This window comes from Actinocrinis sp., assembly GCF_035653575.1.
In the GTDB taxonomy this organism is placed as follows: Bacteria; Actinomycetota; Actinomycetes; order Streptomycetales; family Catenulisporaceae; genus Actinocrinis.
On the sequence record NZ_DASRBQ010000058.1, the window covers coordinates 1 to 23,495 of the forward strand.

Annotated in this window: 14 protein-coding genes and 1 pseudogene; 13 read left to right on the plus strand and 2 right to left on the minus strand. The window is 70.3% G+C overall.

The window, feature by feature from the left end:
• The 6 genes and pseudogenes from eno to VFA06_RS08695 all read left to right on the plus strand — a co-directional run.
• A pseudogene (gene eno / locus VFA06_RS08670) lies at positions 1-535 on the plus strand (phosphopyruvate hydratase); the annotation flags it as partial.
• A gap of 137 nt (positions 536-672) precedes the next feature.
• The gene (locus VFA06_RS08675) at positions 673-1,155 is read left to right on the plus strand and encodes a septum formation initiator family protein (RefSeq protein ID WP_324839926.1); all 483 of its coding nucleotides are present in this window, start codon (positions 673-675) and stop codon (positions 1,153-1,155) included.
• A 32-nt stretch (positions 1,156-1,187) separates the two neighbouring features.
• Positions 1,188-1,709: a DUF501 domain-containing protein gene (locus VFA06_RS08680; RefSeq protein WP_324839927.1), complete on the plus strand. Its 522-nt coding sequence runs from the start codon at positions 1,188-1,190 to the stop codon at positions 1,707-1,709.
• Entirely contained in the window at positions 1,706-2,662 is a 957-nt protein-coding gene (locus VFA06_RS08685; protein ID WP_324839928.1) for a Ppx/GppA phosphatase family protein, read from the plus strand. The genes VFA06_RS08680 and VFA06_RS08685 overlap by 4 nt, the downstream gene beginning before the upstream one ends.
• 189 nt (positions 2,663-2,851) lie before the next feature.
• On the plus strand, positions 2,852-5,599 hold the full coding sequence (secA, locus tag VFA06_RS08690) for a preprotein translocase subunit SecA (protein ID WP_324839929.1): 2,748 nt from the start codon (positions 2,852-2,854) through the stop codon (positions 5,597-5,599).
• A gap of 239 nt (positions 5,600-5,838) precedes the next feature.
• Positions 5,839-6,477 (plus strand): Rv3235 family protein, encoded by a 639-nt coding sequence (locus VFA06_RS08695; protein WP_324839930.1) that lies wholly within the window; start codon positions 5,839-5,841, stop codon positions 6,475-6,477.
• 98 nt (positions 6,478-6,575) lie between these two features.
• Here VFA06_RS08695 and VFA06_RS08700 read toward each other — a convergent pair whose 3' ends face one another.
• On the minus strand, positions 6,576-8,819 hold the full coding sequence (locus tag VFA06_RS08700) for a phosphatidylglycerol lysyltransferase domain-containing protein (protein ID WP_324839944.1): 2,244 nt from the start codon (positions 8,817-8,819) through the stop codon (positions 6,576-6,578).
• A gap of 95 nt (positions 8,820-8,914) precedes the next feature.
• On the opposite strand from VFA06_RS08700, the gene VFA06_RS08705 reads away from it, so the two are divergent.
• The 5 genes from VFA06_RS08705 (at position 8,915) to VFA06_RS08725 (ending at position 17,036) form a co-directional block, all read left to right on the plus strand.
• Entirely contained in the window at positions 8,915-9,634 is a 720-nt protein-coding gene (locus VFA06_RS08705) for an HAD family phosphatase (protein WP_324839945.1), read from the plus strand.
• Between the two features lie 107 nt (positions 9,635-9,741).
• On the plus strand, positions 9,742-10,722 hold the full coding sequence (locus VFA06_RS08710; protein ID WP_324839931.1) for a patatin-like phospholipase family protein: 981 nt from the start codon (positions 9,742-9,744) through the stop codon (positions 10,720-10,722).
• Between the two features lie 95 nt (positions 10,723-10,817).
• On the plus strand, positions 10,818-11,327 hold the full coding sequence (locus VFA06_RS08715) for a DUF6912 family protein (protein ID WP_324839932.1): 510 nt from the start codon (positions 10,818-10,820) through the stop codon (positions 11,325-11,327).
• A gap of 136 nt (positions 11,328-11,463) precedes the next feature.
• A complete protein-coding gene (panD, locus tag VFA06_RS08720; protein ID WP_324839933.1) occupies positions 11,464-11,883 on the plus strand; it encodes an aspartate 1-decarboxylase in 420 nt (139 codons plus the stop codon).
• Between the two features lie 206 nt (positions 11,884-12,089).
• The gene (locus tag VFA06_RS08725) at positions 12,090-17,036 is read left to right on the plus strand and encodes an NAD-glutamate dehydrogenase (RefSeq protein WP_324839934.1); all 4,947 of its coding nucleotides are present in this window, start codon (positions 12,090-12,092) and stop codon (positions 17,034-17,036) included.
• A 66-nt stretch (positions 17,037-17,102) separates the two neighbouring features.
• Here the strand turns inward: VFA06_RS08725 and VFA06_RS08730 are convergent, their stop codons facing one another.
• Complete coding sequence (locus tag VFA06_RS08730; protein WP_324839935.1) at positions 17,103-19,754, minus strand: FHA domain-containing protein; 2,652 nt, start codon at positions 19,752-19,754, stop codon at positions 17,103-17,105.
• A gap of 321 nt (positions 19,755-20,075) precedes the next feature.
• Between VFA06_RS08730 and VFA06_RS08735 the strand changes: the two genes are divergently transcribed.
• Together VFA06_RS08735 and VFA06_RS08740 are read left to right on the plus strand one after the other, a co-directional pair.
• On the plus strand, positions 20,076-21,806 hold the full coding sequence (locus VFA06_RS08735) for a serine/threonine-protein kinase (RefSeq protein ID WP_324839936.1): 1,731 nt from the start codon (positions 20,076-20,078) through the stop codon (positions 21,804-21,806).
• Between the two features lie 11 nt (positions 21,807-21,817).
• Positions 21,818-23,392, plus strand: coding sequence for a glycosyltransferase family 39 protein (locus VFA06_RS08740; protein WP_324839937.1), 1,575 nt, complete (start codon positions 21,818-21,820; stop codon positions 23,390-23,392).
• Positions 23,393-23,495 lie beyond the last annotated feature (103 nt).

Sequence of the window (23,495 nt, forward strand, 5' to 3'; positions counted from 1 at the left end):
CAAGGACGGCGCCTACACCCTCGAGGGCAAGCAGTTCTCCGGCGCCGAGCTGAGCTCGTACTACGCCGACCTGGTCGCGAACTACCCGCTGGTGTCCATCGAGGACTCGCACAGCGAGGAGGACTGGGACGGCTGGAAGGCTGTGACCGAGCAGCTCGGCTCCAAGGTGCAGCTGGTCGGCGACGACCTGTTCGTCACCAACCCCGAGCGGCTGCAGCGCGGCATCGCCGGCGGCCAGGCCAACGCGCTGCTGGTGAAGGTGAACCAGATCGGCACGCTGACCGAGACCTTCGACGCGGTCGCGCTGGCCCACCGCTCCGGCTTCCGTTGCATGATGAGCCACCGCTCCGGCGAGACCGAGGACACCACGATCGCGGACCTCGCGGTGGCCACCGACGTCGGCCAGATCAAGTCGGGCGCCCCGGCGCGCACCGACCGGGTCGCCAAGTACAACCAGCTGCTGCGTATCGAGGAGGAGCTGGACGACGCGGCCCGCTACGCCGGTCGTTCCGCCTTCCCGCGCTTCAAGGGCTGAGCGCTCTAGGCTGGGTGGCGCGCCCGCTGTGACTCGGCCGTCGAGGGACGGCGTGAGGGCACGGCGCGGCGCGCCACGGCTTTTACGGCGAAGGTTCGCGCGAGTGGGACAGGTGCGAGTGGGAGGGGTGCGGCGCGATGGCTGACGGAAAGTCAGGCGAGCGCGACCCGGTCGCCCTGCCGCGTCCCCGGTCCGGCCGTGGTTCAGGCTCCGGCAAGCCGCCGCGCAAGACCTCGCGCAACCGGCTGACCGGCCGAGCCGGCATCCTCGCGCTCACCCTGTGCGCGGTCATGGTCACGGTCGCCTACCCGCTGCGCCAGTACCTCGCGCAGCGCTCGCAGATCGCGAACCTGAAGCACCAGAACCAGGTGACGCAGCAGCAGGTCACCGCGCTGCAAAGCGAATTGGGCAAGTGGTCGGACCCCGCGTACGTCGCGATCCAGGCCCGTAAGCGGCTGCATTACGTGCGGCCCGGCGAAACCGGCTACATCGTGCCCAACCCGAGCGCGAGCAGCGAACCGCTCGGCATTCCGACGCCGACCCAGCAGGCGTGGTACGACCACCTGTGGTCCACGGTGAAGTCGCCGTCCCCCTCGGCCTCGCCGTCTCCCACCCAGTGATCGCTTCGCGCTGGACCAGGTAGCGTGTCAGCGTGAGTGTGGCGAAAGCGGACTTCGAGGCGGTCAAGGCCCAGCTCGGGCGGGAACCACGCGGCCTGCGTGCGGTAGCGCACCGCTGCCCGTGCGGTAACCCGGACGTGGTTGAGACGGCACCCCGCCTACCCGACGGAAGCCCGTTCCCGACGCTCTACTACCTCACCTGCCCCAAGGCCGCGTCAGCCATCGGCACGCTCGAAGGCAGCGGCCTGATGGCTGAGATGACCGAGCGACTGCGTACCGACCCGCAGCTCGCGGCGGCCTACCGCGCCGCACACGAGGACTACGTGAAGCGACGCGACGCGATCGAAGTACTCGAAGGCTTCCCGAGCGCCGGCGGCATGCCCGACCGGGTCAAGTGCCTGCATGTGCTGGTCGGGCACGCGCTGGCGGCCGGACCCGGCGTCAATCCGCTCGGCGACGAGGCGCTAGCCCTGCTGCCCGAGTGGTGGCGCAGCGGCGCATGCGTGAGCGTTCCTTCCGCCACTGCCAGCGGACCCGAGGAGACGGACCGATGAGCATCCGAGTCGCGGCCATCGACTGCGGCACGAACTCTATCCGCCTGCTGGTCACGGACCTCGATCCGCAGACCGGCGCGGAATCCGTGCTGACCCGCCGGATGGAGATCGTCCGGCTCGGCCAAGGCGTCGACGCCACCGGGCGCCTCGCCCCCGAAGCCCTGCAACGCACCTTCGCGGCCTGTGACGACTACGCCGCCGAGATCCGCAGGCTCGGCGCCGAGCGGATCCGCTTCGTGGCCACCAGCGCCACCCGCGACGCGGCCAACCGGGACGAGTTCGTGGCCGGCGTGCGCTCACGCCTCGGCGTCGAGCCCGAGGTGATCAGCGGCTCCGAGGAAGCCGCGCTCTCCTTCAGCGGCGCGACCCGCGCCGTGGCCGCCGCATCAGGTAACGCCGAGTCCGCGGCCGCGGGAGGGCACCCGACCCCGTACCTCGTCGTGGACATCGGCGGCGGCTCCACCGAGTTCGTGCTCGGCGACCGCGAGGTCAAGGCGGCCCGCTCGGTCGACATCGGCTGCGTGCGCCTGACGGAGCGTCACCTCACCGAGGACCCGCCGACCCCCGCGCAGGTCGCGGCCGCCCGCAGGGACATCGACGCCGCGATCGACCTGGCCGCCGAGCAGGTGCCGATCGACCAGGCCAAGACGCTGGTCGGCGTGGCCGGCTCGGTCACCACCGTGTCCGCGATCGCGCTCGGCCTGCCCGAATACGACCCGGATCGGGTCCACCTTTCACGGATTTCAGCCGACACCGTGCGCCGGGTCGCCGGCGACCTGCTGGCCTCCACCCACGCGCAGCGCGCCGCGAACCCGGTGATCCATCCCGGCCGGGTCGACGTGATCGGCGCCGGGGCGCTGATCCTGGCGCAGATCGTGGACCGGCTCGGATTGGCCGAGGTGGTCGTGTCCGAACACGACATTCTCGATGGAATCGCGCTCTCGCAGCTGTGATCGGTCTGGACCACCGAGGTTACTGCCGTCTGCGCACTGTCTTTGAACCTGCGCAGTCGCTTACGATGGGATAACGGCCGGGGGTGGGGGTAAGCTGCCCGCCTTGGCGGCCTGGCCGTGACAGCACCCCCATCAACACCCGCGTCCGTCAATACAAGCCGGTAGTCAGTTCAAGGAGCCGTTCCCAAAGTGCCTGCCCTCTTCGACAAGGTCCTGCGCGCGGGCGAAGGGAAGATCCTTCGCAAGCTGGCCAAGACGGCCGAGACCGTGAACATGCTCGAGGAAGACTACGTCGACCTCACCGACGCCGAGCTACGCGCCGAGACCGATAAGTTCAAGGAGCGCTTCCAGGACGGCGAAAGCCTGGACGACCTGCTCTGGGAAGCCTTCGCGGTGGTCCGCGAGGCGGCCAAGCGCACCATCGGGCAGCGCCACTACGACGTGCAGCTGATGGGCGGCGCCGCGCTGCACTGGGGCAACATCGCCGAGATGCGCACCGGTGAGGGCAAGACCCTCGTCGGCACGCTGCCGGCCTACCTCAACGCCCTGTCCGGCGACGGCGTGCACATCGTCACCACCAACGACTACCTCGCCGAGCGCGACTCCGAGTGGATGGGCCGCATCCACCGCTTCCTCGGCCTGGACGTCGGCGTGATCCTGGCCAGCATGACCCCGGCCCAGCGCAAGGTGGCCTACGGCGCGGACATCACCTACGGCACCAACAACGAGTTCGGCTTCGACTACCTGCGCGACAACATGGCCTGGTCGAAGGAAGAGCTGGTGCAGCGCGGCCACAACTTCGCCATCGTCGACGAGGTGGACTCGATCCTGATCGACGAGGCGCGTACCCCGCTGATCATCTCCGGCCCCTCGGACCAGGCCACCAAGTGGTACACGGACTTCGCCAAGATCGTGAACCGGCTGGCCCGGGATACCGACTACGAGGTCGACGAGAAGAAGAAGACGGTCGGCGTGCTCGAGCGCGGCGTCGAGCGGGTCGAGGACCTGCTGGGCATCGACAACCTCTACGAGTCGGTCAACACCCCCCTGGTCGGCTTCCTCAACAACGCGATCAAGGCCAAGGAGCTGTTCAAGAAGGACCGCGATTACGTGGTCATGAACGGCGAGATCCTGATCGTCGACGAGCACACCGGCCGCATCCTGGCCGGGCGCCGCTACAACGAGGGCATGCACCAGGCGATCGAGGCCAAGGAGGGGGTGGTCATCCAGAACGAGAACCAGACCCTCGCCACGATCACCCTGCAGAACTACTTCCGCCTCTACAACAAGCTGTCCGGCATGACCGGTACCGCGCTGACCGAGGCGGCCGAGTTCCACCAGATCTACAAGCTCGGCGTGGTCCCGATCCCGACCAACCGGCCGATGATCCGCAAGGACATGCAGGACCTCATCTACATCTCGGAAGAGGCCAAGTTCAAGGCGGTCGTCGAGGACATCGAGCACCGGCACGCCGAGGGCCAGCCGGTCCTGGTCGGCACGGTCTCGGTGGAGAAGTCCGAGTACCTGTCGCAGCAGTTGCGCAAGCGCGGTGTACCGCACGAGGTGCTGAACGCGAAGTACCACGAGCGTGAGGCGCAGATCGTCGCGCAGGCCGGGCGTAAGGGCGCGGTCACGGTGGCTACGAATATGGCCGGCCGCGGTACCGACATCATGCTCGGCGGTAACCCGGAGAACCTCGCGATGGGCGAGCTGGCCCAGCGCGGCCTGACGCCGAGCGAGACGCCCGAGGAGTACGAGGCGGCCTGGCCGGCGGCGCTGGAGAAGGCGAAGAAGGCGGTCGCGGCCGAGCACGAGGAGGTCCACGCGCTCGGCGGCCTGTACGTGCTGGGCACCGAGCGGCACGAGTCCCGCCGCATCGACAACCAGCTGCGCGGTCGTGCCGGCCGCCAGGGCGACCCGGGCGAGAGCCGGTTCTACCTCTCCCTCGGCGACGACCTGATGCGGCTGTTCAAGGCGCAGATCGTGGAGCGGGTGCTGTCGGTGGCCAACGTCGGCGACGACGTGCCGATCGAGTCGAAGATGGTCACCCGGGCGATCCAGTCCGCGCAGACGCAGCTCGAGCAGCAGAACTTCGAGATCCGTAAGAACGTCCTCAAGTACGACGACGTGATCAACAAGCAGCGCGAGGTGATCTACGCCGAGCGCCGCAGGGTGCTGGACGGCGAGGACCTGCGCGATCACGTCCGGCACATGATGGAGGACACCGTCGCGGCGTACATCGAGGCGGCCACCGCCGAGGGCTACGCCGAGGAGTGGGAGCTGGAGAAGCTCTGGTCCGCGCTGGCCACGCTGTACCCGATCTCGATCACGCTGGAGGAGGTCGAGGAGTCGGTCGGCGGACGCACCGGCATCACAAAGGAGATCCTGAGCGAGGAGATCACCGCGGACATCCTCGGCGCCTACGACAAGCGCGAGGCCAACCTGGGCGACTCGATCACCCGGGAGCTGGAGCGCCGGGTCGTGCTCTCGGTGCTTGACCGCCGCTGGCGCGAGCACCTCTACGAGATGGACTACCTCCAGGAGGGCATCGGCCTGCGCGCGATGGCGCAGCGCGACCCGCTGGTCGAGTACCAGCGCGAGGGCTACCTGATGTTCCAGGGCATGATGGAGGGCATCAAGGAGGAGTCGGTCGGGTACCTGTTCAACCTCGAAGTGCAGGTCGAGGCGAACAGCGAGGACCCGGAGGCCCAGGCGCAGGCGCAGGCGGCCACGGCGCAGCTCAACGCGAAGGGCCTTGAGGCTCCCAAGCGCCCGGCGCGGCTGAACTACTCGGCCCCGACCGTGGACGGCGCGGGCGGCGTGGTGGAGCGGCAGGAGGCCACCGGCGCGGCCGGCGGCCCGCAGGACGCGGCGCCGAAGCCCAAGCCGAAGGGCGGCCGTCCGCCAGCACCCGGCGGCCGTCGCCGCAAGAAGTAGCCGCCGCCGCAAGCGGTAGCCAAGGCCTGGCGAGACCCAGGCCAGCGGAGCCACCGGCGCCGAAGATCGTTCGACTGAACGGGTGATCTTCGGCGCTGCGGCGTCTATCGGGACAACTCCGGGGCACCTTCGGCGGTCTGAAAGATCGTCAGCTCCGTTGACGGTGCTCGAACGAGCGCGAGCCCCTGGTTGGTACCGCACTCGACCGGCCGCCGCCCTACCCGGTACAGGGGTGCCCGATGCCGCGTTACGACCGTGATGACGCCGATCCCTGCGATATCAGCCCGCGCGGTGACGCAGCCCGCTGCGGCGACGCGCACTACCCAGAAGGCCAGGCTCGGCGTCGCAGCCCGCTGCTGACCGTCGTGGGCACGCTGGAGCGCGCCCTGCCCGAGGACGGCTTCGAGTCGATCAGCGGCGGCTTCGAATCCGATCGCGAACTCGACCGGGACCGGTGCGAGGACCCCGAACTCGGCGGCGCGGCCGGCGCACTGCGCTCCTGGGTGGTCGGCTGGACGCACCGCCTCGACCCGCTCGGCGCGCGCCGCACCGCGGATCAGCCCCCGGCCGGAGTGCGCCGCCTGGTCGAGGCGGTCGTGGACGTGCTGCTTGAGCGGCGGCCCGCGGAGCAGGTCAAGCGCTGGGTCTCCCGGGAGGTGTTCGGGCTGCTGAGCACGGTCGCGCAACGTCGCGCGGTCACCCGCTTCGCGGCGCGCAGCATGGTGCGCTCGATCCGGATGCACGCGCCGGGCCCGGACGCGGTCGAGTCGACGGTGCTGGTGCAGGACGGCCCGCGAGTGCGCGCGGTGGCGCTGCGCTTCGAGCGGACGGCTCAGGACCGGCTGGAGTGGCGCTGTACGGCGCTGCAGTTCGCCTGATCCGCGGAGTGGGATGGAGTGGTGGGCTCAGCCGGCTGCAGTGATACGGTGCGGCGCTCCGGTCCGCCTGATCCGTGGAGTGGGATCGAGTGGTGGGCTCAGGACCGGTTGGGGTGGCGCTGTACCGCGCTCCAGTCCACCTGATCCACGGAGTCGGATTCGCCGGGTCCGTGTTCGGTGGCGGGCTCAAACTGCGGCTGGTGGCGCTGCGCCGGATTCGGGCGATTCTCAAGCTCGGGCGCGGTAATGCGACTGCGCCGCCGGTCGTAGGGCAGCGCGAACTCGAGGCCGAAGGCGGCGATTCCGAACAGCGGCAGGTCCAGCCAGGACGCCACCAGGACCGCGCGCGGCAGCCAGCCGGGCCGAAACTTCGCGTTGAAGCGGTAGAGGGATTCCAGCTGGATCAGCGGATCCATCAGGTGGATCGCCCGCCTGGTCGTGCGCGCCACCAGACCGGGCGGCGCGGGCATCGGCGCCGCCGTGCTCGCGGGGGCCGGAGCGATTGCGGTAGTGCTCGCGGCGGTACTCATAGCCTCGGTACCGGTCGCGTCAGCGCCGGTCGTGTTGGCGGCGCTCGCGGCGGTGCCGGTAACGCTCGTGGCGGTCGCACTGATTGCGGTAGTGGTCGCGGCGGTGCCGGTAACGCTCGTGGCGGTCGCACTGGTTGCGGTAGTGGTCGCGGCGGTGCTCATAGCCTCGGTGCCGGTCGCGTCTGTGGTGAGCGCGAGGGCGCCTGCGCCGACTTTGTCCGCGCCGTTTACCGGTGCCGCTGCTGCCGCTGTTGCAGCTGCTTCTGTCACCACCGCCGGTGCGGTCCTAGCCGTGGCAGCGCCGAGCCGATACGCCTCCAGCACCGTGCGGAACGCAGCGAAGTTCAGCGAGACCGTCTTGAAGCCGTGCGCCGCCGCGTATTCGACCGCCGCCACAATCAGCCGCTCGTTCACGCCGTTCGGGGCGATACGGTGACGCGGCATCACATCCAGCGAGAGCACTGGCCGCGCACCGTCTTGCGCCGCCACCAGATACCGCTGGAACGAGACCGCGTACCCGTCCGCCGCGAACGCGATCACGAACAGCGAGTCCGGGTGCCGGCCCTCGGCCATCGCGTCCAGATTCATCGCGAAGCCGTGCTCGCGTCCCTGCGGGATCATGTCTGCGTCCGGACGCGGCCGCCTCGTGGTGCCCCGGCCGAGCCACGCCCGGTGGATCCGGCGCAGCTGCGCGGACAGCTCTGGGCTCAGTTCGCGCTCCGGCACCACCGAGACCCAGATCCCTGCATGCTCCGTGCGCTGGACCGCCTGCCGGACGTTGCGCATCGCGCGGCCGTGCAGCGAGAACGACTCGACGTCGATGACTACCTCATCGCCGATGCCGAAGCCGCGCATGCCCCGCTGCGCCCACAGTTCGCGCGCCTCCGGCCCGGCGCCCAGGACCGCTGGGCGCCAGCCGCGCCGCTCGGCCTCCGCCATGAACGCGTCCATCGCCGCGGGCCACGAGTCCCGTGCGCCGATCGGATCGCCGCCCACCATGGCCATGCCGGCCAGCACCCGGTAGCCGATCGCCGCACGTCCGGTGGGCTCGAACACGTACGACTTGTCGTACCGCAGTGCGAACGGCGCCAGCGTCCCGGAGTCCCGGTGCGCGATCAGCGAACGCATCGCCGCGCGCTCGTCGGGGTCCGCGGGGTCCGGCGGCGGCGCGGCCGCGGACAGCGTGGCGAGCACTGCGATGAGGGCCAGACCGGAGGCCAGGGCCAAGCCCGGCAGCAGCCAGCTCGGTCCCTGGAAGTCGACCCGGCCCGAGTTCGCGGCGACCGCGGCCACGAACTCGCGCCCGACATCGGTCGCGGACACCGGGGCGGCGAACCGCCCGCGCTCCGCGAACAGCCCGCCGCCGCCCACCAGGATCAGCGTGACGCTGGAGGCGCCGGCCATCGCAGCGGTCTGCCGCAGCCGGTGCGGGTCCGGCGAGACGGCGAACCGGTCACGCGCCCGCACCAGCGAAACCACCATGAGGCTGAGCGGAACCAGCCGCCACGGTTCGCCGGGGGCGCGAGTGACCAGAGATTCGGCTTCGGTGAGCGTGCTCCAAGCCACCAGCCCGAGTCCGAGCACCCAGTCCACTCGGCGACGGCGGCTTAGGCCGTGGGCGAGGGTGAGCAAAACCAAGCCGAGCAACAGGGCGTGGGAGGCGCTTGGCGCGGTACCGCACACGGTCACCGTCGTGCGGTCAAGCCAAGCGGGCGGCTCGGCGGCCGCGTAGCTGACCAGCACGACTCCGCTTAACGCGAAGACTGCAGCAAACGGCCACACCGCCGTATTGCTTCGGCCCGACACAAGCATCACCCCCGTAGCATGGGAACTCTTACCCGGCCGGGGGTATTCCACCCAGCCGGCGAGTGAAAGGCGGCAGTATGTCTAGTGGCGCCGAGTCCGAGATGTTTGAGCATGCCGCGTTGAATGGCGATGCGTCCGAGGCTCGACCCACGGCGCTGATCGTTGACTGGGGAGGCGTGCTTACGTCCCCGCTAGCGGCCGCCCTCGACGGATGGTACGCCGCCGAGGGCATCGACGCCGCTGGTTATGAGTTGGCGATTCGCGACTTTCACGACGCCGGTCTGGCGGCGCTCAGCGTCTTCGACCCGATCGCCGCCCTCGAGCGCGGTGAGCTGCGGGTCGAGCACTTCGAGCAGGCCCTGGCCGAGCGGCTGACCAAGTATTGCGGAGTCAAGATCCAGGCGCAGGGTCTGATCGGCCGGATGTTCGCGGGCTTCGCCTCCGCCCCGGCCATGATCAACGTCGTGCGGCAGGCGAAGACGGCCGGGTTGCGGACCGCACTGCTGTCGAACTCATGGGGCAACGAGTACTTGCGCGACGACTGGGACCAGCTGTTCGACGCCGTGGTGATCAGCGGCGAGGTCGGGATGCGCAAGCCCGAACCCGAGATCTACTTGCACACCCTCGACCTGCTCGGCTGCGCTCCGCCGGAGGCCGTCTTCGTGGATGACTTGGAACGCAACGTGCGTGCGGCCGCCGCCTTGGGCATCATCGGAGTACACCACCGGTCCTATGCGGAAACAATTGCCGAACTAGAAGCGCTGTTCGAAGTGGACCTGCGCGCCGAGTCACCACTCGACGCGCCGCTCGGCGGCGATTGACCGCGGCCGAGTGAACCGGCGTCCGAGCCGGTGGGTGCGTGGTGACGGCGAGCCCGGCGACGGGCCTCAGTACGACAGTGCGTTTGTCGTAGGGATGGTGAGCAGGGTTGAGCGAAGGGGTACGCAGGGGACTGGTGCTCGGCGGTGGCGGCACGCTCGGCGCCGCCTGGACGATCGGCGCACTGGCCACCCTGCACGACGAACTGGGCTTCGATCCGCGCACCGCCGAAATGATCATCGGAACCTCCGCGGGCGCGATCCTGGCCGCGCTGCTCGGCGCGGGCGCCAGCCCACACGACCTCTACCAGCACCAGCTCGCCGAGGCTGTGCTCGAAGGCCCGCTGGCCGGCCAGGTCTTCGACTACGACCACGCGGCCGGCGGCGCCGTTCCGCTGCGTCCACAGCGCGGCATCGGCTCGCCAAAACTGATCGCGCGCTCCGTCCGGCACCCGCGCCGCTACCCGAAGACCGTGGTGCTCTCCGCCTTCCTCCCGCCCGGCCGCGGCTCGCTCGGCGACATCGGCCGTATGGTCGAGGACGTCATCCCGTCCGGAGCCTGGTCAACGCACCCGGGCGTGCGTGTGGTCGCCATGGATTACGACACCGGTGAGCGCGTCGTCTTCGGCGAGCCCGGCGCTCCACACATCGGACTGGCGGAGGCCGTCGTCGCATCCTGCTCGATCCCCGGCTGGTTCACGCCCGCGGTGATCGAGGGCCGCCGCTACGTGGACGGCGGAACCTTCTCGAACACAAGCCTGGACCTGCTGGTCGCGGACTCGCTGCCCGGTGGCAAGCCGCTCGACGAGGTCTACGTCATCGCACCGATGGCCGCACGCGGCTACGACCGGCCGCGCACCGCGCTCGGCCGACTGGAGCGCAGCTTCCGGCACAGCGTCACGCGGCAGATGCTGCTCGAAGCGCGCCAGGTGCGGCAGAGCGGCAGCCGGGTCGTCGTGTTGTGCCCCGGCCAGGACGATCTGGTCGCCCTCGGCGTCAATCTGATGGACCCGAGCCGGCGGGCCGAGGTACTGGCCACCGCCCGGCGCACCACGACGGAGTTCCTCGGCCTGTCGCGGGCGGTAGCGTAAAGCGGCGAAGACCCGGCAAGAACTAACTACAGTCCCAGCACTATCAGCGGTCGCGACGGCACAGCGGGTCCGGCGCCCGGCGAGGGGAACCTGCGATGCGCGTGTACATCCCGGCCACACTGCCGATCCTGTCCGAGCTGGCCAAGCGCGGCGAACTCGGCCCCGGCCCGCTGACCGGCTACGCGGTGACCCCGGCGCTGCGCGAGTGGTACGTCGAGGGCGACGAGGAAGAGCTCGAATTCGCCGCGATGACCGAGGCCGGCCGCGGCGCGCTGCGGCTGCTCGCCGCCGACCCGCTGGCCCCGCGCCGCCGGGTGGTGGTCGCCGCGGAACTGTTCGACGCCGTGGTGACCCCGGTCGGCACCCCGGTCTCCCGCGAACAGGGCGTCGAGCCCGGTGAGGTACGCATCGACGGCGTCATCGCTCTGCGCGACATCGCCTCGTTCCACATCGACGACGTGGCGGCGGAACCGGCCGTCGGCGAGGCGGCGCTCATGGTGCACAAGGCCGACGAAGGTGACGAGGACGCACAGTTCACCGTGGACGGCGTCGAGGACTACGACCTACTCTGGTTCGCCACACAGGAGTTGCCGGATCTGCTGTGATCCGGTTCGGCTTCAGCCGTGCGAAAAGTACCTGTACGACGCTGCAATTCGTAACCCGCCGTGTCATAGGAAGACGCCGCGTCCGGTACCCCGCCCCGGGACTGGAACGCGACGTCCACGCTGATGAGGAGCGCACGTGTACCGCACCATGCTCAAGTCCAAGATCCACCGCGCCACCGTCACCCAGGCCGACCTGCACTACGTGGGATCGGTAACCGTCGACGCCGCGCTGATGGAAGCCGCCGACCTGCTGCCCGGAGAACAGGTCGCGATCGTGGACATCACCAATGGGGCGCGGCTCGAGACCTATGTGATCGAGGGCGAGCGCGGCTCCGGGGTGATCGGGATCAACGGCGCCGCGGCCCACCTGATCCACCCCGGCGACCTGGTGATCCTGATCAGCTATCAGCTGATCGACGATCACGAGGCGCGCACGGCGAAGCCGCGCATCGTGCACGTCGGCGCCGACAACCGCATCGTCGACCTTGATCACGACCCGGCGCGGCCGGTGCCCGGCTCCGGGACCCTGCGGCCGCCGCTCGCCGTGGGCGTCTGAGGAGCGTCGCATTCACGGCGTTCCGGCGCGGCGCGTCCAAGGTCCAGCACCGGCGGTGAGGCACGTCTCACGTTGTAGGAAGGCGCAACCCAGACGTGACAACATGATCGGCCGATACGCAACCGACGCTACAAACCGCCGAGTAACCTAAGGCTCGTAACCGGGATGAGCCGTGCAAGGGCGCGCGGCCGTAGGAGCGAGCACACATGGTGACCCAGCTGGACGAGGCGACTATCACTCTGCTTGAGGAGGCGGCGCAGCTGGCACGCCAATCCTCGGGTACGGACGGCCTGGGTGATCCAAGACAAGCCGAAACCGTCTTGCGCCGCTACTACCGCCACGTCCCGTTCGACGACCTCGCAGACCGCACCGCCGCCGACATCCTCGGCGCGGTGCGGTCTTCTGCCGAACTGGCCGGCACCCGCCCGCAGGGCACCGCGAAGATCCGCGCGTACACCCCGACCCGCGAGCGCTCCGGCTGGACCACCGGCGCCACCACGCACACCGTGGTCGAGATCGTCACCGACGACATGCCCTTTTTGGTGGATTCCATCACCGCTGAGCTGACCCGGCTCGGGCACGGTATCCACGTCTTGTTCCACCCGGTGTTCGCGGTCGAGCGGGACCTGGTCGGCCGGCTGCGCGCGCTCCCGGACACGGACCCGACGCAGCAGACCCCGCAGGGCGCGCTCACCGAGTCCTGGATGCACATCGAGATCGACCGGCAGGCCGACGACCCGGCGCGGCTCGCCTCGATCGAGACCAGCCTGCGCCGGGTGCTGAGCGACGTGCGCGAGGCGGTCGAGGACTGGCCGAAGATGCGCGCCGCGGCGCTCGCCCTCGCCGAGGAGCTGGACGAGGAGCAAGGCCGGGCCGCACAGCGCGCCGGAGTCTCCTACGACGAACTGACGGCCGGTCAGGAGCTGCTGCGCTGGCTGGCTGACGACCACTTCACCTTCCTCGGCTACCGCGAATACACCCTGGGTCAGTCCGATGGCGAGGACGCGCTGCGCCCGGTCACCGGTACCGGCCTTGGCATCCTGCGCTCCGACCAGGCGCCCGGCACGTCCGGTTCGTTCGCCAAGCTGCCGCCGGAGGTGCGGGCTAAGGCGCGTGAACCGCGCCTGCTGGTGCTCACCAAGGCCAACTCGCGCGCGACCGTGCACCGCCCCGGCTACCTCGACTACATCGGCGTCAAGCGCTTCGACGCCGAAGGCCGGGTCGTCGGCGAGCGACGCATCCTCGGCCTGTTCTCGGCCGCCGCGTACTCGGAGTCGGTGCAGCGGGTCCCAGTGATCCACCAGAAGGTCCGCCAGGTCCTCGACATTCACGGCTTCGCGCCGACCTCGCACTCCGGCAAGGACCTGCTGCAGATCCTGGAGTCCTACCCGCGCGACGACCTGTTCCAGATCCCGGTGGAGGAACTCGCCGAGATCACCGGCTCGGTCCTGCACCTTCAGGAGCGCCGCCGTCTGCGCCTGTTCCTGCGTAAGGACGCTTACGGCCGCTACTTCTCCGCGCTGGTATACCTGCCGCGCGACCGGTACAACACGGACGCGCGCCTAAGGCTGCAACGCATCCTGCTCGACGAGCTGCGCGGCGCGGTCGTGGACTACACCGTCCGCTCGACCGAGTCGGTGCTCACCCGACTGCACTTCGTCGTCCGGGTCGCGCCCGGAGACCGGCTGCCCGACGTGGACGCCGAGCTGATCGAGCGCAGGCTCGCCGCCGCGATCCGCACCTGGGAAGACGACTTCGCGCGGCAACTCGAGGAGACGGTCGGCTCCGAGCGCGCCACCGAGCTGCTGCGCGACTACGGCAAGGCCTTCCCCGAGGCGTACAAAGCCGACTTCCCGCCGGAGAACGCGGTCAAGGACGTCTGCCGGATCGAGGCGATCCACGCCGACGACACCACCGACTCCTCGCTCGCCGTCTACCGGCGGCCCGGCGCTCCGCCCGAGCAGTACAGCCTGAAGATCTTCCGGGTCGGCCGGATGATCTCGCTGGCCGAGGTGCTGCCGATCCTGCAGCGCTTCGGCGTCGAAGTGCTCGATGAGCACCCGTATGAGCTGAGCCGGGAGTGCGACGCGGCGGCCTGGATCTACGACTTCGGGCTGCGCGTCACCGATCCTGAATCGCTACGCGACGAGGCCGCCCGCGAGCGGTTCACCGCCGCGTTCGCCGCTGCCTGGTCCGGGCTGATCGAGAACGACGGCTTCAACGCGCTGGTCGTGCGCGCCGGGCTGACCTGGCGTCAGGTCACGGTGCTGCGCGCGTACGCGAAGTACCTGCGGCAGGGCGGCACGCCGTTCAGCCAGGAGTACATCGAGCAGGTGCTGCACCGGAACCCGGGCCTGGCCCGGCTGCTGGTCAAGCTGTTCGAGGCCTCCTTCGACCCCGCGCACGCCGCGGCCGGCCGCGAGCTGATCGACGGCCTGGTCGAGGAGGCGGAGGGTGCGCTCGACGCGGTCGCCTCGCTGGACGAGGATCGCATCCTGCGCTCGCTGCGCGCGGTGATCGAGGCGACGCTGCGCACGAACTTCTTCCAGAAGGCCGCGAACGGCGCCCCGAAGCCGTACATCTCGTTCAAGATCAACGCCGCGGCGGTGCCCGACCTCCCGCAACCGCGGCCCAAGTACGAGATCTGGGTCTATTCGGCCCGGGTCGAGGGTGTGCACCTGCGTTTCGGCGCGGTCGCGCGCGGCGGCCTGCGCTGGTCGGACCGGCGCGAGGACTTCCGCACCGAGATCCTCGGCCTGGTCAAGGCGCAGATGGTGAAGAACGCGGTCATCGTGCCTGTCGGCGCCAAGGGCGGCTTCGTGGTCAAGACCCCGGTCGACCCGGCGGACCGCGACGCGTTCCTCGCCGAGGGCGTGGCCTGCTACAAGACGCTGATCAACGGCCTGCTGGACATCACCGACAACCTCGTGGACGGCAAGGTCGTGCCGCCGGTCGACGTTGTGCGCTTCGACAGCGACGACACCTACCTGGTCGTCGCGGCCGACAAGGGCACCGCCACCTTCTCGGACATCGCCAACAACGTCGCCGCGGAGTGCGACGTGTGGGGACCGGGTGCGAAGGGCTTCTGGCTCGGTGACGCCTTCGCCTCCGGCGGCTCGGTCGGCTACGACCACAAGGCGATGGGCATCACCGCGCGTGGCGCCTGGGAGTCGGTCAAGCGGCACTTCCGTGAGCTGGGCGTGGACACCCAGACCCAGGACTTCACGGTCGTCGGCATCGGCGACATGTCCGGGGACGTGTTCGGCAACGGGATGCTGCTGTCCGAGCACATCAAGCTGGTCGCGGCCTTCGACCACCGGCACATCTTCGTCGACCCGACCCCGGACCCGGCCCGCTCCTACGCCGAGCGCCGGCGGCTGTTCGAGCTGCCGCGCTCCTCGTGGGCGGACTATGACGCGAAGCTGATCTCGCCGGGCGGCGGGGTCTTCCCGCGCACCGCCAAGTCGATCCCGCTGACCCCGCAGATGCGCGCCGCGCTCGGCATCGCCGACTCGGTGACCCGCACCACCCCGGCCGACCTGATGCGCGCGATCCTGCTCGCGCCGGTGGACCTGTTCTGGAACGGCGGCATCGGCACGTACATCAAGGCGTCCACCGAGTCCAACGCGGACGTCGGCGACAAGGCCAACGACGCGATCCGGATCAACGGCGCCGACCTGCGGGCGAAGGTGGTCGGCGAGGGCGGCAACCTCGGCTGCACCCAGCTGGGCCGGATCGAGTTCGCGCTGCACGGCGCGGGCGGCGCCGGCGGCAAGATCTGCACCGACGCGATCGACAACTCGGCCGGCGTGGACACCTCAGACCACGAGGTCAACATCAAGATCCTGCTGGACCAGGCGGTTGCCGCCGGCGAGCTTGGCGGGCACGAGCGCGGTGAGCTGCTGGCCGAGATGACCGACGAGGTGGCGCGGCTGGTGCTGGCCGACAACTACGGCCAGAACGTCGCCCTCGCCTCGGCCATGGCGCAGGCGCCGTCGCTGCTCAACGTGCACGCGCGTTACCTGCGCAGGCTGGTCGCTGAGGGGCATCTCAACCGGGAGCTCGAGTTCCTACCGGGGGAACGCACGATCAACGAGCGGCGGCAGAACGGCCTCGGGCTGACCCAGCCGGAGCTGTCCGTCCTGCTCGCCTACACGAAGATCACCCTCGAGGACGAGCTGCTCGCCTCGGACCTGCCGGACGACGCGTTCCTCAAGACGGACCTCTTCCACTACTTCCCCTCCGCGCTGCGCGAGCGGTTCCGTGAGCGGATCGAGGCGCACCCGCTGCGCCGCGAGATCATCACCACCCAGGTCGTCAACAACCTGGTCAACAACGCCGGGACCAGCTTCGTGTTCCGGATGCGCGAGGAGACCGGGGCCTCCGCCGAGGAGATCGCCCGCGCCCACATCGTGGCCCGCGCGGTCTTCGACATGCACACGTTCTGGGCGGCGGTCGACGGGCTGGACAACCGGGTCCCGGCGCAGGTCCAGGTCCGCATGCGGCTGGCCGCCCGGCGGCTGACCGAGCGCGGCGCCCGGTGGTTCCTGCTCAACCGCAGGCACCCGCTGGACATCGCGGCGCAGGTCGAGGCGTTCCGCTCCGGAGTGGCCGAGGTGGTCGCCCAGCTGCCCAAGCTGCTCAAGGGCGCGGACTTCGACCAGCTCGTCGCGGCCAAGCAGGAACTGCTCGACGCCGGCGTTCCCGAGGACCTGGCCGCCCGCACCGCGACCTTCTCGGCGGCGTACTCGGCGCTGGACATCGTCGAGGTGGCCTGGGACAGCGGTCGCGCCCCGGTCGAGGTCGCGGAGTGCTACTTCGACATCGTCGACCGGCTGCGCATCGGCATCCTGCGCGACCGCATCAACGCGCTGCCGCGCACCGACCGCTGGCAGGCGATGGCCCGTGCCGCGGTCCGCGAGGAGCTCTACAGCGCTCAAGCCGCCCTCACCTTCGAGGTCCTGGCCGCGGCTCCGGGCGAGACTGACCCGGACGCCCGCTTCGCCACCTGGGTCGCGAAAAACAAGGCGGCCGTGGACCGGGCTCAGGCGGTGCTCGAGGAGATCGGCACCGCGGACAGTTTCGACCTGGCGATCCTCTCGGTCGCCCTGCGCGTCCTGCGCACGATGCTGCGCACCGGCTCGCTGGCGTAACGCACAGCCGCTACTCGGTGGGAGGCGCTTGGTGCGGCTCCCGCCGAGTCGGAGCTGGTCAGCGGGTCAGCGGGTCGCGGCCCGGCGCACGGTCTCGACGAACAGCGCCAGGTCGGTGGGTCCGCGCAGCAGCCCGGCCGGGGCAGCCTCTGCCGGGCGGCGCGGGACCGGTGAGCCCAGTTCGGTCCACGGCAGGCGGACGGCGGTCGCGCGGTTGGACGCGCTGGATGGCATGCGGCCGCTGATGCGCGCGGCCTGGATCGGCAGCACGCGGCCGTCCGGCAGGGCAAGGTGCGCACGGCCGGGCGTGTCTGCCCGCACGGACGCGGCGGCCGGGAGCGAGACCAGCTTGCGGGACTCCTCCGCCGCGTGGGTGCGCAGTGCGATGCGGATCTGCGCCTCGTCACACAGGTCGCTGTTGAGCAGCCGCACCGCCTGGGCGTCTTCGAGCGTGACGCCGACGACCACGTGCACGTCGTGATCGCGGCCGTCGCGCGCGATGCCCGCCAAGCCCTTGGCGAACCACGGATGGGCTGCGGCGCGCTGGTCGAATCCGTCCACGACCACGAGCAAGCGCGGGTGCTGTGGGTCGGACGGATCCTCGACGGTGCCGCGCAGCGCGGCGCTCGTGCGCCGCTCGATCTCGGCCTCCAACTGGTCGAGCAACGCGCGCAACTCCTCGGACGAGGCATCCGGGGGCAGATGGGCGTCCGTGTGCGGCAGCGCCGCGCAGTCCGCGAGCGAGGCGCCGTCGCCGCCAGAGAGCAGCGAGACGCGCAGGTATTGCGGCCGATTGACGGCGGCGAGCGCGCACGTGATCGAACGCAGCGTCTCGGAGACACCGGAGCCTGACACACCGGCCACCAGGATGTGCTGACCCGTCAGATCGGTGCGCACCGGGCCGTGATCGTCCGCGCCGATCGTCAGCTCGCCGCAGGACGGCCGCAGTGACCAACGCGCGCCCAGCTTCGCCGGGGTGAGCAGGTCCAGCTCGAGCAGCGCCAGCAGCCGCGCCTCCTCCGGCAGCTGCGGCGCGCCGAAGCTGTCCGCCTCACGCAAGGGCGCCAGGGCACGGCCGAGCCGTTCCGCCCATTCGGCCGAAGCCAGGTCGGCGATGATGTTGTCGAGGGCGGGCGCCTCCGGGCGCTCCAGCCGAACCCGCGTGTGCACGTCTCCGTTGAGCGTTGCCATCGCACCGGTCACATCAGGCAGCTGCACCGCGCGTGAGGCCAGGGCGATGGTGTAGATACCGAACTCCGGACCTTCGGTGAGCAGCCGTTGCATGCCCGGCGTGTCAATCAGCGCCGGTGCCGGGTCCACGACGAGCACGGTACGCCGTCCGGACCAGCGCTTGCCGGGCCTGCCTGCCGAAGCCGCGCCACCGATGCCGTCGGCCGCTTCCGCCTCGCGCGCGTCGAGCTTCGCCAGCGACTCCTCGATCCGGGCGCGCACCTGCGCCTGATCCACTCCGATCAGCGCACGGCAGTCCTGCCCTTCCTGCGGGATCAGGTGCGGAAGCCAGCGAGCCCACTGCCAGCGCCCCGGATCCGCGGCGGCCACGCCCTGGTCGCAGAGCACCACCAGCTCCAGGTCCCGAGGCGGGCAGCTCGCGGCCAGCTGCGCCACCAGCGACCTGGCCAGCCGGGTCAGCTGCGGGCGCGGGCCGACCAGGCCGAGCACGCCCACCGTCTCCAGATCCAAGGTGACCGGCGCGGCCGGCACCCGTGGGCGGAAGGTCTTCGGCCCGGAGCAGACGGTCACCCGCGAGGTAATCCGCGCGGTGCCGAGCCGCAGATCCAGCAGGCCTGCCGACTCGGGATCACGGGACCACAGCCCCGGCTCAGGCCGCAACGCCGCGGTCAGCAGCGTGGCGAGGTCCGGATGCCGCTCTCGGCGCAGCCCTGCCTCGGCCGCGAGCGCCGAGGCGATCTGCGTCTCCGCGGCGGTCTTGGCCTGCTCGAACGCCGCTGCGGCCCGGCGGCGTGCGGCAGGCAGTCCGCGATTCGAAGGGCGGGGCGGCAGGTCGATACGTGGCGACGGCAGTGCCACGGGCGTACGCCGCTCGGTACGCACCCTCAGGCGCCCTAGACGGTCCGGCTCCGCGTCGGTCGAGCGATGCCCTATCCGCAGCACGATCGTCGTCTCACCGAGGCGCACCAACGCATCGGGCAGCAGCAGCACCGACTCCGCTCCGACCGGAGTGCCGTCCAGCGTCGTGCCGTTCGTTGAACCGGCGTCGCGCAGCCGCACCCAGTCGGCCGTGACCAGCAGTTCGGCGTGCAGCCTGGACAGGTCCGGATCCTCGATGCGCACCTGCGCGTCCGCGCCACGGCCGATCGCGATGCGGACCGGTTCCTCCCCCGGCGCGGGCGGCGCGATCAGGTGCACGCCGCCGGCGTCCGGTCCACCGATGACGTGCAGTTCGAGCCCGTTGTGCAGTCTGAGCGAGCCGTGCAGCGCGGTCGGCGCTCCCGGTCCTCCGACCGTCAGCATCGCGCCGTCGAGCAGTGGAGGAAGGCCCAGCGCGGCCTCTTCGGCCACCAGCGCGCCGCCGGCGTAGAACCGGCCCTCCGGAACCCCGGCGAGGGTTCGCAGCGCCCCGGCCGCCGCGCTGAACGGCGTACCAGCCGCGGCCGTCACCGCTACGTCTACGCAGTCCTGCTCCGCCTGGTCACGCGCCGTGTCACGGACCGAGGTGACGGAGAGTCTGATCTGCATGCGCGCTGCCTTTTCAGGACGGGAGACTGTCCACGGAAAATCGGGTCGGTCAATTCTCGCCGGGAGCCACGGTATCCGAGAACATAAGCAGGGAGTGCCGACGACGCAGCTGTAAGCAGTGGGCAACGGGAGCACCAGCGAAAACGCCACCGCGCCGAAAGGCGCCCCGTTGAACCGGCGCCGTGTGCTCCTGTAGCAGCTTGGGTACGAAACGGCTGGCCGCATCCACCGGTTGGGTCAGCGGCACTAGGCTGCGTCTGCGCCGATCCGCATGCGCCGCGGCGGCGCCAGCCCGAGTCGACAAACTGGGGGAGAGGTTTCGTGGGTCAGCCTATCGGCAGCCGATACGAGCTGGATGAACAGTTGGGGCGCGGGGCCTTCGGGTCGGTGTGGCGGGGGCGCGTGCGGGACACCGGCGAGGCGATCGCCGTCAAGGTGCTGCTCGAAGAGCTCGCCGCCGACCCCGACGTGGTCACCAGGTTCCTGCGCGAGCGCACCGCGCTGGTCGGCCTGCGCCACCGCTCGCTGGTGGCCATCCGCGACCTGGTGGTCGAGGGGGACGTGCTGGCGCTGGTGATGCAGCTGGTCGAGGGGCCCGACCTGCGCGCCTACCTGCGCGGCCGGGGCACCCTCGGGCCCGAGGAGGCCGCGCTGCTGGTGGCCGACGTGGCCGACGCGCTGTCCGTGGCGCACGCCGCCAAGATCATCCACCGGGACGTGAAGCCCGCGAACGTGCTGCTCCAGCCGGAGGCCGGCGGATTCCGGCCGCTGCTGACGGACTTCGGTATCGCCCGATTGGCTGACGCGCCGTCAGTCACCCGGACCAGTCAGGTCGTCGGCACGCCGTATTACCTGTCACCCGAGGTGATCTCGGGGCGCAAGGCCACCGGCGCGGTCGACGTGTACGCCGCCGGGATCATGTTCTACGAGCTGCTGACCGGCCGGCCGCCGTTCCGTGGCCGCGACGCGATGGAAGTGTTCCGGGCGCACCAGACGGCCACGCCGCAGCGTCCGCCGGGCGTCTCCGACCGGCTGTGGGCGGTGGCGACCGCGGCGCTGGCGAAGGACCCGGACGCGCGGCCGCTGGCCGGGGAGCTGGCCTCTCGGCTGCGCGCGGCCGTGCGAGTGAAGCAGGACGGCACGACCGTCCGGCTGCCGGTCAACCCGAGCGAGGGAACCGTCGTCCTGCCGGCATTGCCCGCCGAGCAGAAGGTCGCCGCCGGCGCAGGCGGCGGCGCGGCCGGTGTGGTCGCCGGGGCAGGCGCCGCGGTCCGCGCGCACGCCGCTCCGCACGCGGTTTGGCCGGCTCGGGTTCCGCAGGCCAACGGCTCGGCCGCGCCCCAGGCCGCCCAGCAGCAGAAGCCGAGCCAGCAGGAGCCGTCGGCCGCGGCGCCCCAGGCTCCAATCACCCAGGCTCCAGTAGCACAGGCCCCGGCGGCACAGGTCGCTCAACAGGCGCACAACGGCGCGCAGGTCATACCGATCAACCGTGGCGCCCAGATCACCCCGACGCCGACCGCTCCCACGACACCGATCGCGCGCCCGTCCGCCAACCAGCCGACGACCGCGCTGCCGCCTGTTTCGCAGCGGCCCGCCGCTCAGGCTCCGATCGCCCAGGCGCCCGCGGCGAGCACACCTGCTCCGGCACGCCCGTACCCGAGCCAGCCTCAGCAGCAGCCGAACCCGTATCCGATGGCGTACCAGCAGGCGCCACGTCCTCCGATACAGCCGGCACAGCGACCGATACAACCGGCGCAGTACCGCCCGCAGCAGCCGCAGACGTATCAAGCGCCGCGCACTAAGGCGCCCCGGCAGCCGCAGGCCTATTCTCCTAACGCACCCGCGAAGACGGCTGGCCTCAGCTGCCTGAGCAAGCTCGCAATCCTCGTCATCGTCCTCGCGATCGCAGTCGCGGTCGGCGTCAGCGTCGGCAGGCAGCTGGCGAAGCATCACACGACTACCTCTGGATTCCCGAGCAACCAGACCCCGGGTGGGAGCGTCTCCGTTTCGACGCATTCTCCTGTTGCGCTCGCCGAGCGCCTGTTTCGATGAGGAATTCGCAGGTGGCTCCAGATGTCTTCGATCCCGTCGTGAACACCGCGGCCGATCCTGAAGAGGCCGGTGATCCCGGACCGGCGCAGGCGGCCGCGCCGCAGGGCGGTAACGCGGCCCGGTTCACCCGAACCGCGTCCGCGCTGGTGCGGACGGCGTGGTTCGTCCCTGCGCTGATCACCGCGCTGCTGTGTACGTGGCGCGCGTCAAGCATCGAAATCTGGCTCGACGAACTCACCTCGGTAAACGTCGCCAGCCGAAGCTGGTCGCAAATCCTGAACACGCTCACGCATGTCGATGCGGTGCACGGCGCGTACTACCTGTTTCTCCATCTCTGGATGACGGTAGTGGGCACATCGCTGTTCGGGATGCGGCTGCCCGGCATCGTGGCGATGGTCGGCGCGGTGGTCTGTGTCGCGGCCACCGGGCAGCGGCTGTTCGGCAAGCGAGCGGGTTTCGCAGCCGGCATCTTCTTCGCGCTCACTCCGGCGATCGCCCGTTACGCGACAGAACTGCGTTCGTATCCGTTCGTCGCGCTTGCCGCGGCGCTGGCCTCGCTGCTGCTCGTGCGTGCGGTGGAACAGCCGAGTCGGCGCAGGTGGGCTGGATACACGGCGGCCCTTGTGATGGCCGGCCTGTTCAACCTGATCTCGCTGACGATCGTGATCGGTCACGCCGTCGGCCTCGCCGCGTATCTGTGGCGCAGCGAGGAGCGACCGTGGCTGACCGCGCGCCGCTTCGCAGCCAGCCTGGTCGTGGCGGGCGCGGGTGTGTCCCCGGTCATCTACTACGGCGCACGCGAGGGCAATCCGCAGCCGCGGCCGACGGTGCACGATTTGTTCGCGATGGGCCCGGAGGCGGTCTGCTCTGTCCTGGGCGCCGGAGTGTTGCTCGCGTTTGGCGCGGCCGCGTGGGGAAATCCCCGCCACCGCCAGGTCGCGCTGGCCAGTGCGACCGCCGCGCTGCCGCTCCCGTGCATCTGGCTGATCTCGCGCTACGTCGGCGACTCGTCGTTCTTCTATTTCGCCCGCTACCTGCTCTTCTGCGTGCCCGCGTGGGCAGTGCTCGCCGGGGCGGGTGCGACCGCCGGCCGTAGCCTGCGCGCCCTTCCCGCGATGCTGCTCGTCTTCGCGATCGCGGTCGTCCCGGGCCAGAACCAGGTGCACACCACCTACGCCCACAGCTGGTTCAACTACCCCGACCTCGCCTTCCCGCAGCGCGACTATCGGGGCGCCGCGCGGATCGTCCAGCACGCGTACCACCAGGGCGACGCCGCCATCATCTACGGCATGACCGACATCGACGAGGGCGTCAACTTCTACCTGCCCGCGGACATGCAGCTGCGCAACCTGATGGTGGTCAACACGGCAGCGCAGATCGACAACATCGTCCCGAAGTTCTGCACCGACTTCAGCGCCTGCTTGAGCCGGCCGGCACCGCGGGCGTGGCTGATTCTGCCGGGACACCCGGCCAAACCGTTCGGCGGTCTGCCTCCCGCGGAAGTGCGCGCGATCCAGAGCGTTTACAGCGTCGCGTACGCCAAACAGGTGAGGGGCATGACTATCTCGTTGCTCGTGCAGAAGTAGTCCCCCGCACGGCCTCGGGATCTCTCCGCGCGGTACGCGTTTCTCTGACGCGTCATCAGCCTTCCGCCGCCGGACTTGGGTAGCGCTTCGGCGCGTTAGTTGC

What these genes read in the sequence shown, in the direction of transcription:
- VFA06_RS08675 (WP_324839926.1), top strand. Translation starts at nt 673, where the DNA reads ATGGCTGACGGAAAGTCAGGCGAGCGCGACCCGGTCGCCCTGCCGCGT.
- VFA06_RS08685 (WP_324839928.1), top strand. Translation starts at nt 1,706, where the DNA reads ATGAGCATCCGAGTCGCGGCCATCGACTGCGGCACGAACTCTATCCGC.
- VFA06_RS08695 (WP_324839930.1), top strand. Translation starts at nt 5,839, where the DNA reads ATGCCGCGTTACGACCGTGATGACGCCGATCCCTGCGATATCAGCCCG.
- VFA06_RS08700 (WP_324839944.1), bottom strand. Translation starts at nt 8,819, where the DNA reads ATGCTTGTGTCGGGCCGAAGCAATACGGCGGTGTGGCCGTTTGCTGCA.
- VFA06_RS08705 (WP_324839945.1), top strand. Translation starts at nt 8,915, where the DNA reads ATGTTTGAGCATGCCGCGTTGAATGGCGATGCGTCCGAGGCTCGACCC.
- VFA06_RS08715 (WP_324839932.1), top strand. Translation starts at nt 10,818, where the DNA reads ATGCGCGTGTACATCCCGGCCACACTGCCGATCCTGTCCGAGCTGGCC.
- VFA06_RS08725 (WP_324839934.1), top strand. Translation starts at nt 12,090, where the DNA reads ATGGTGACCCAGCTGGACGAGGCGACTATCACTCTGCTTGAGGAGGCG.
- VFA06_RS08730 (WP_324839935.1), bottom strand. Translation starts at nt 19,754, where the DNA reads ATGCAGATCAGACTCTCCGTCACCTCGGTCCGTGACACGGCGCGTGAC.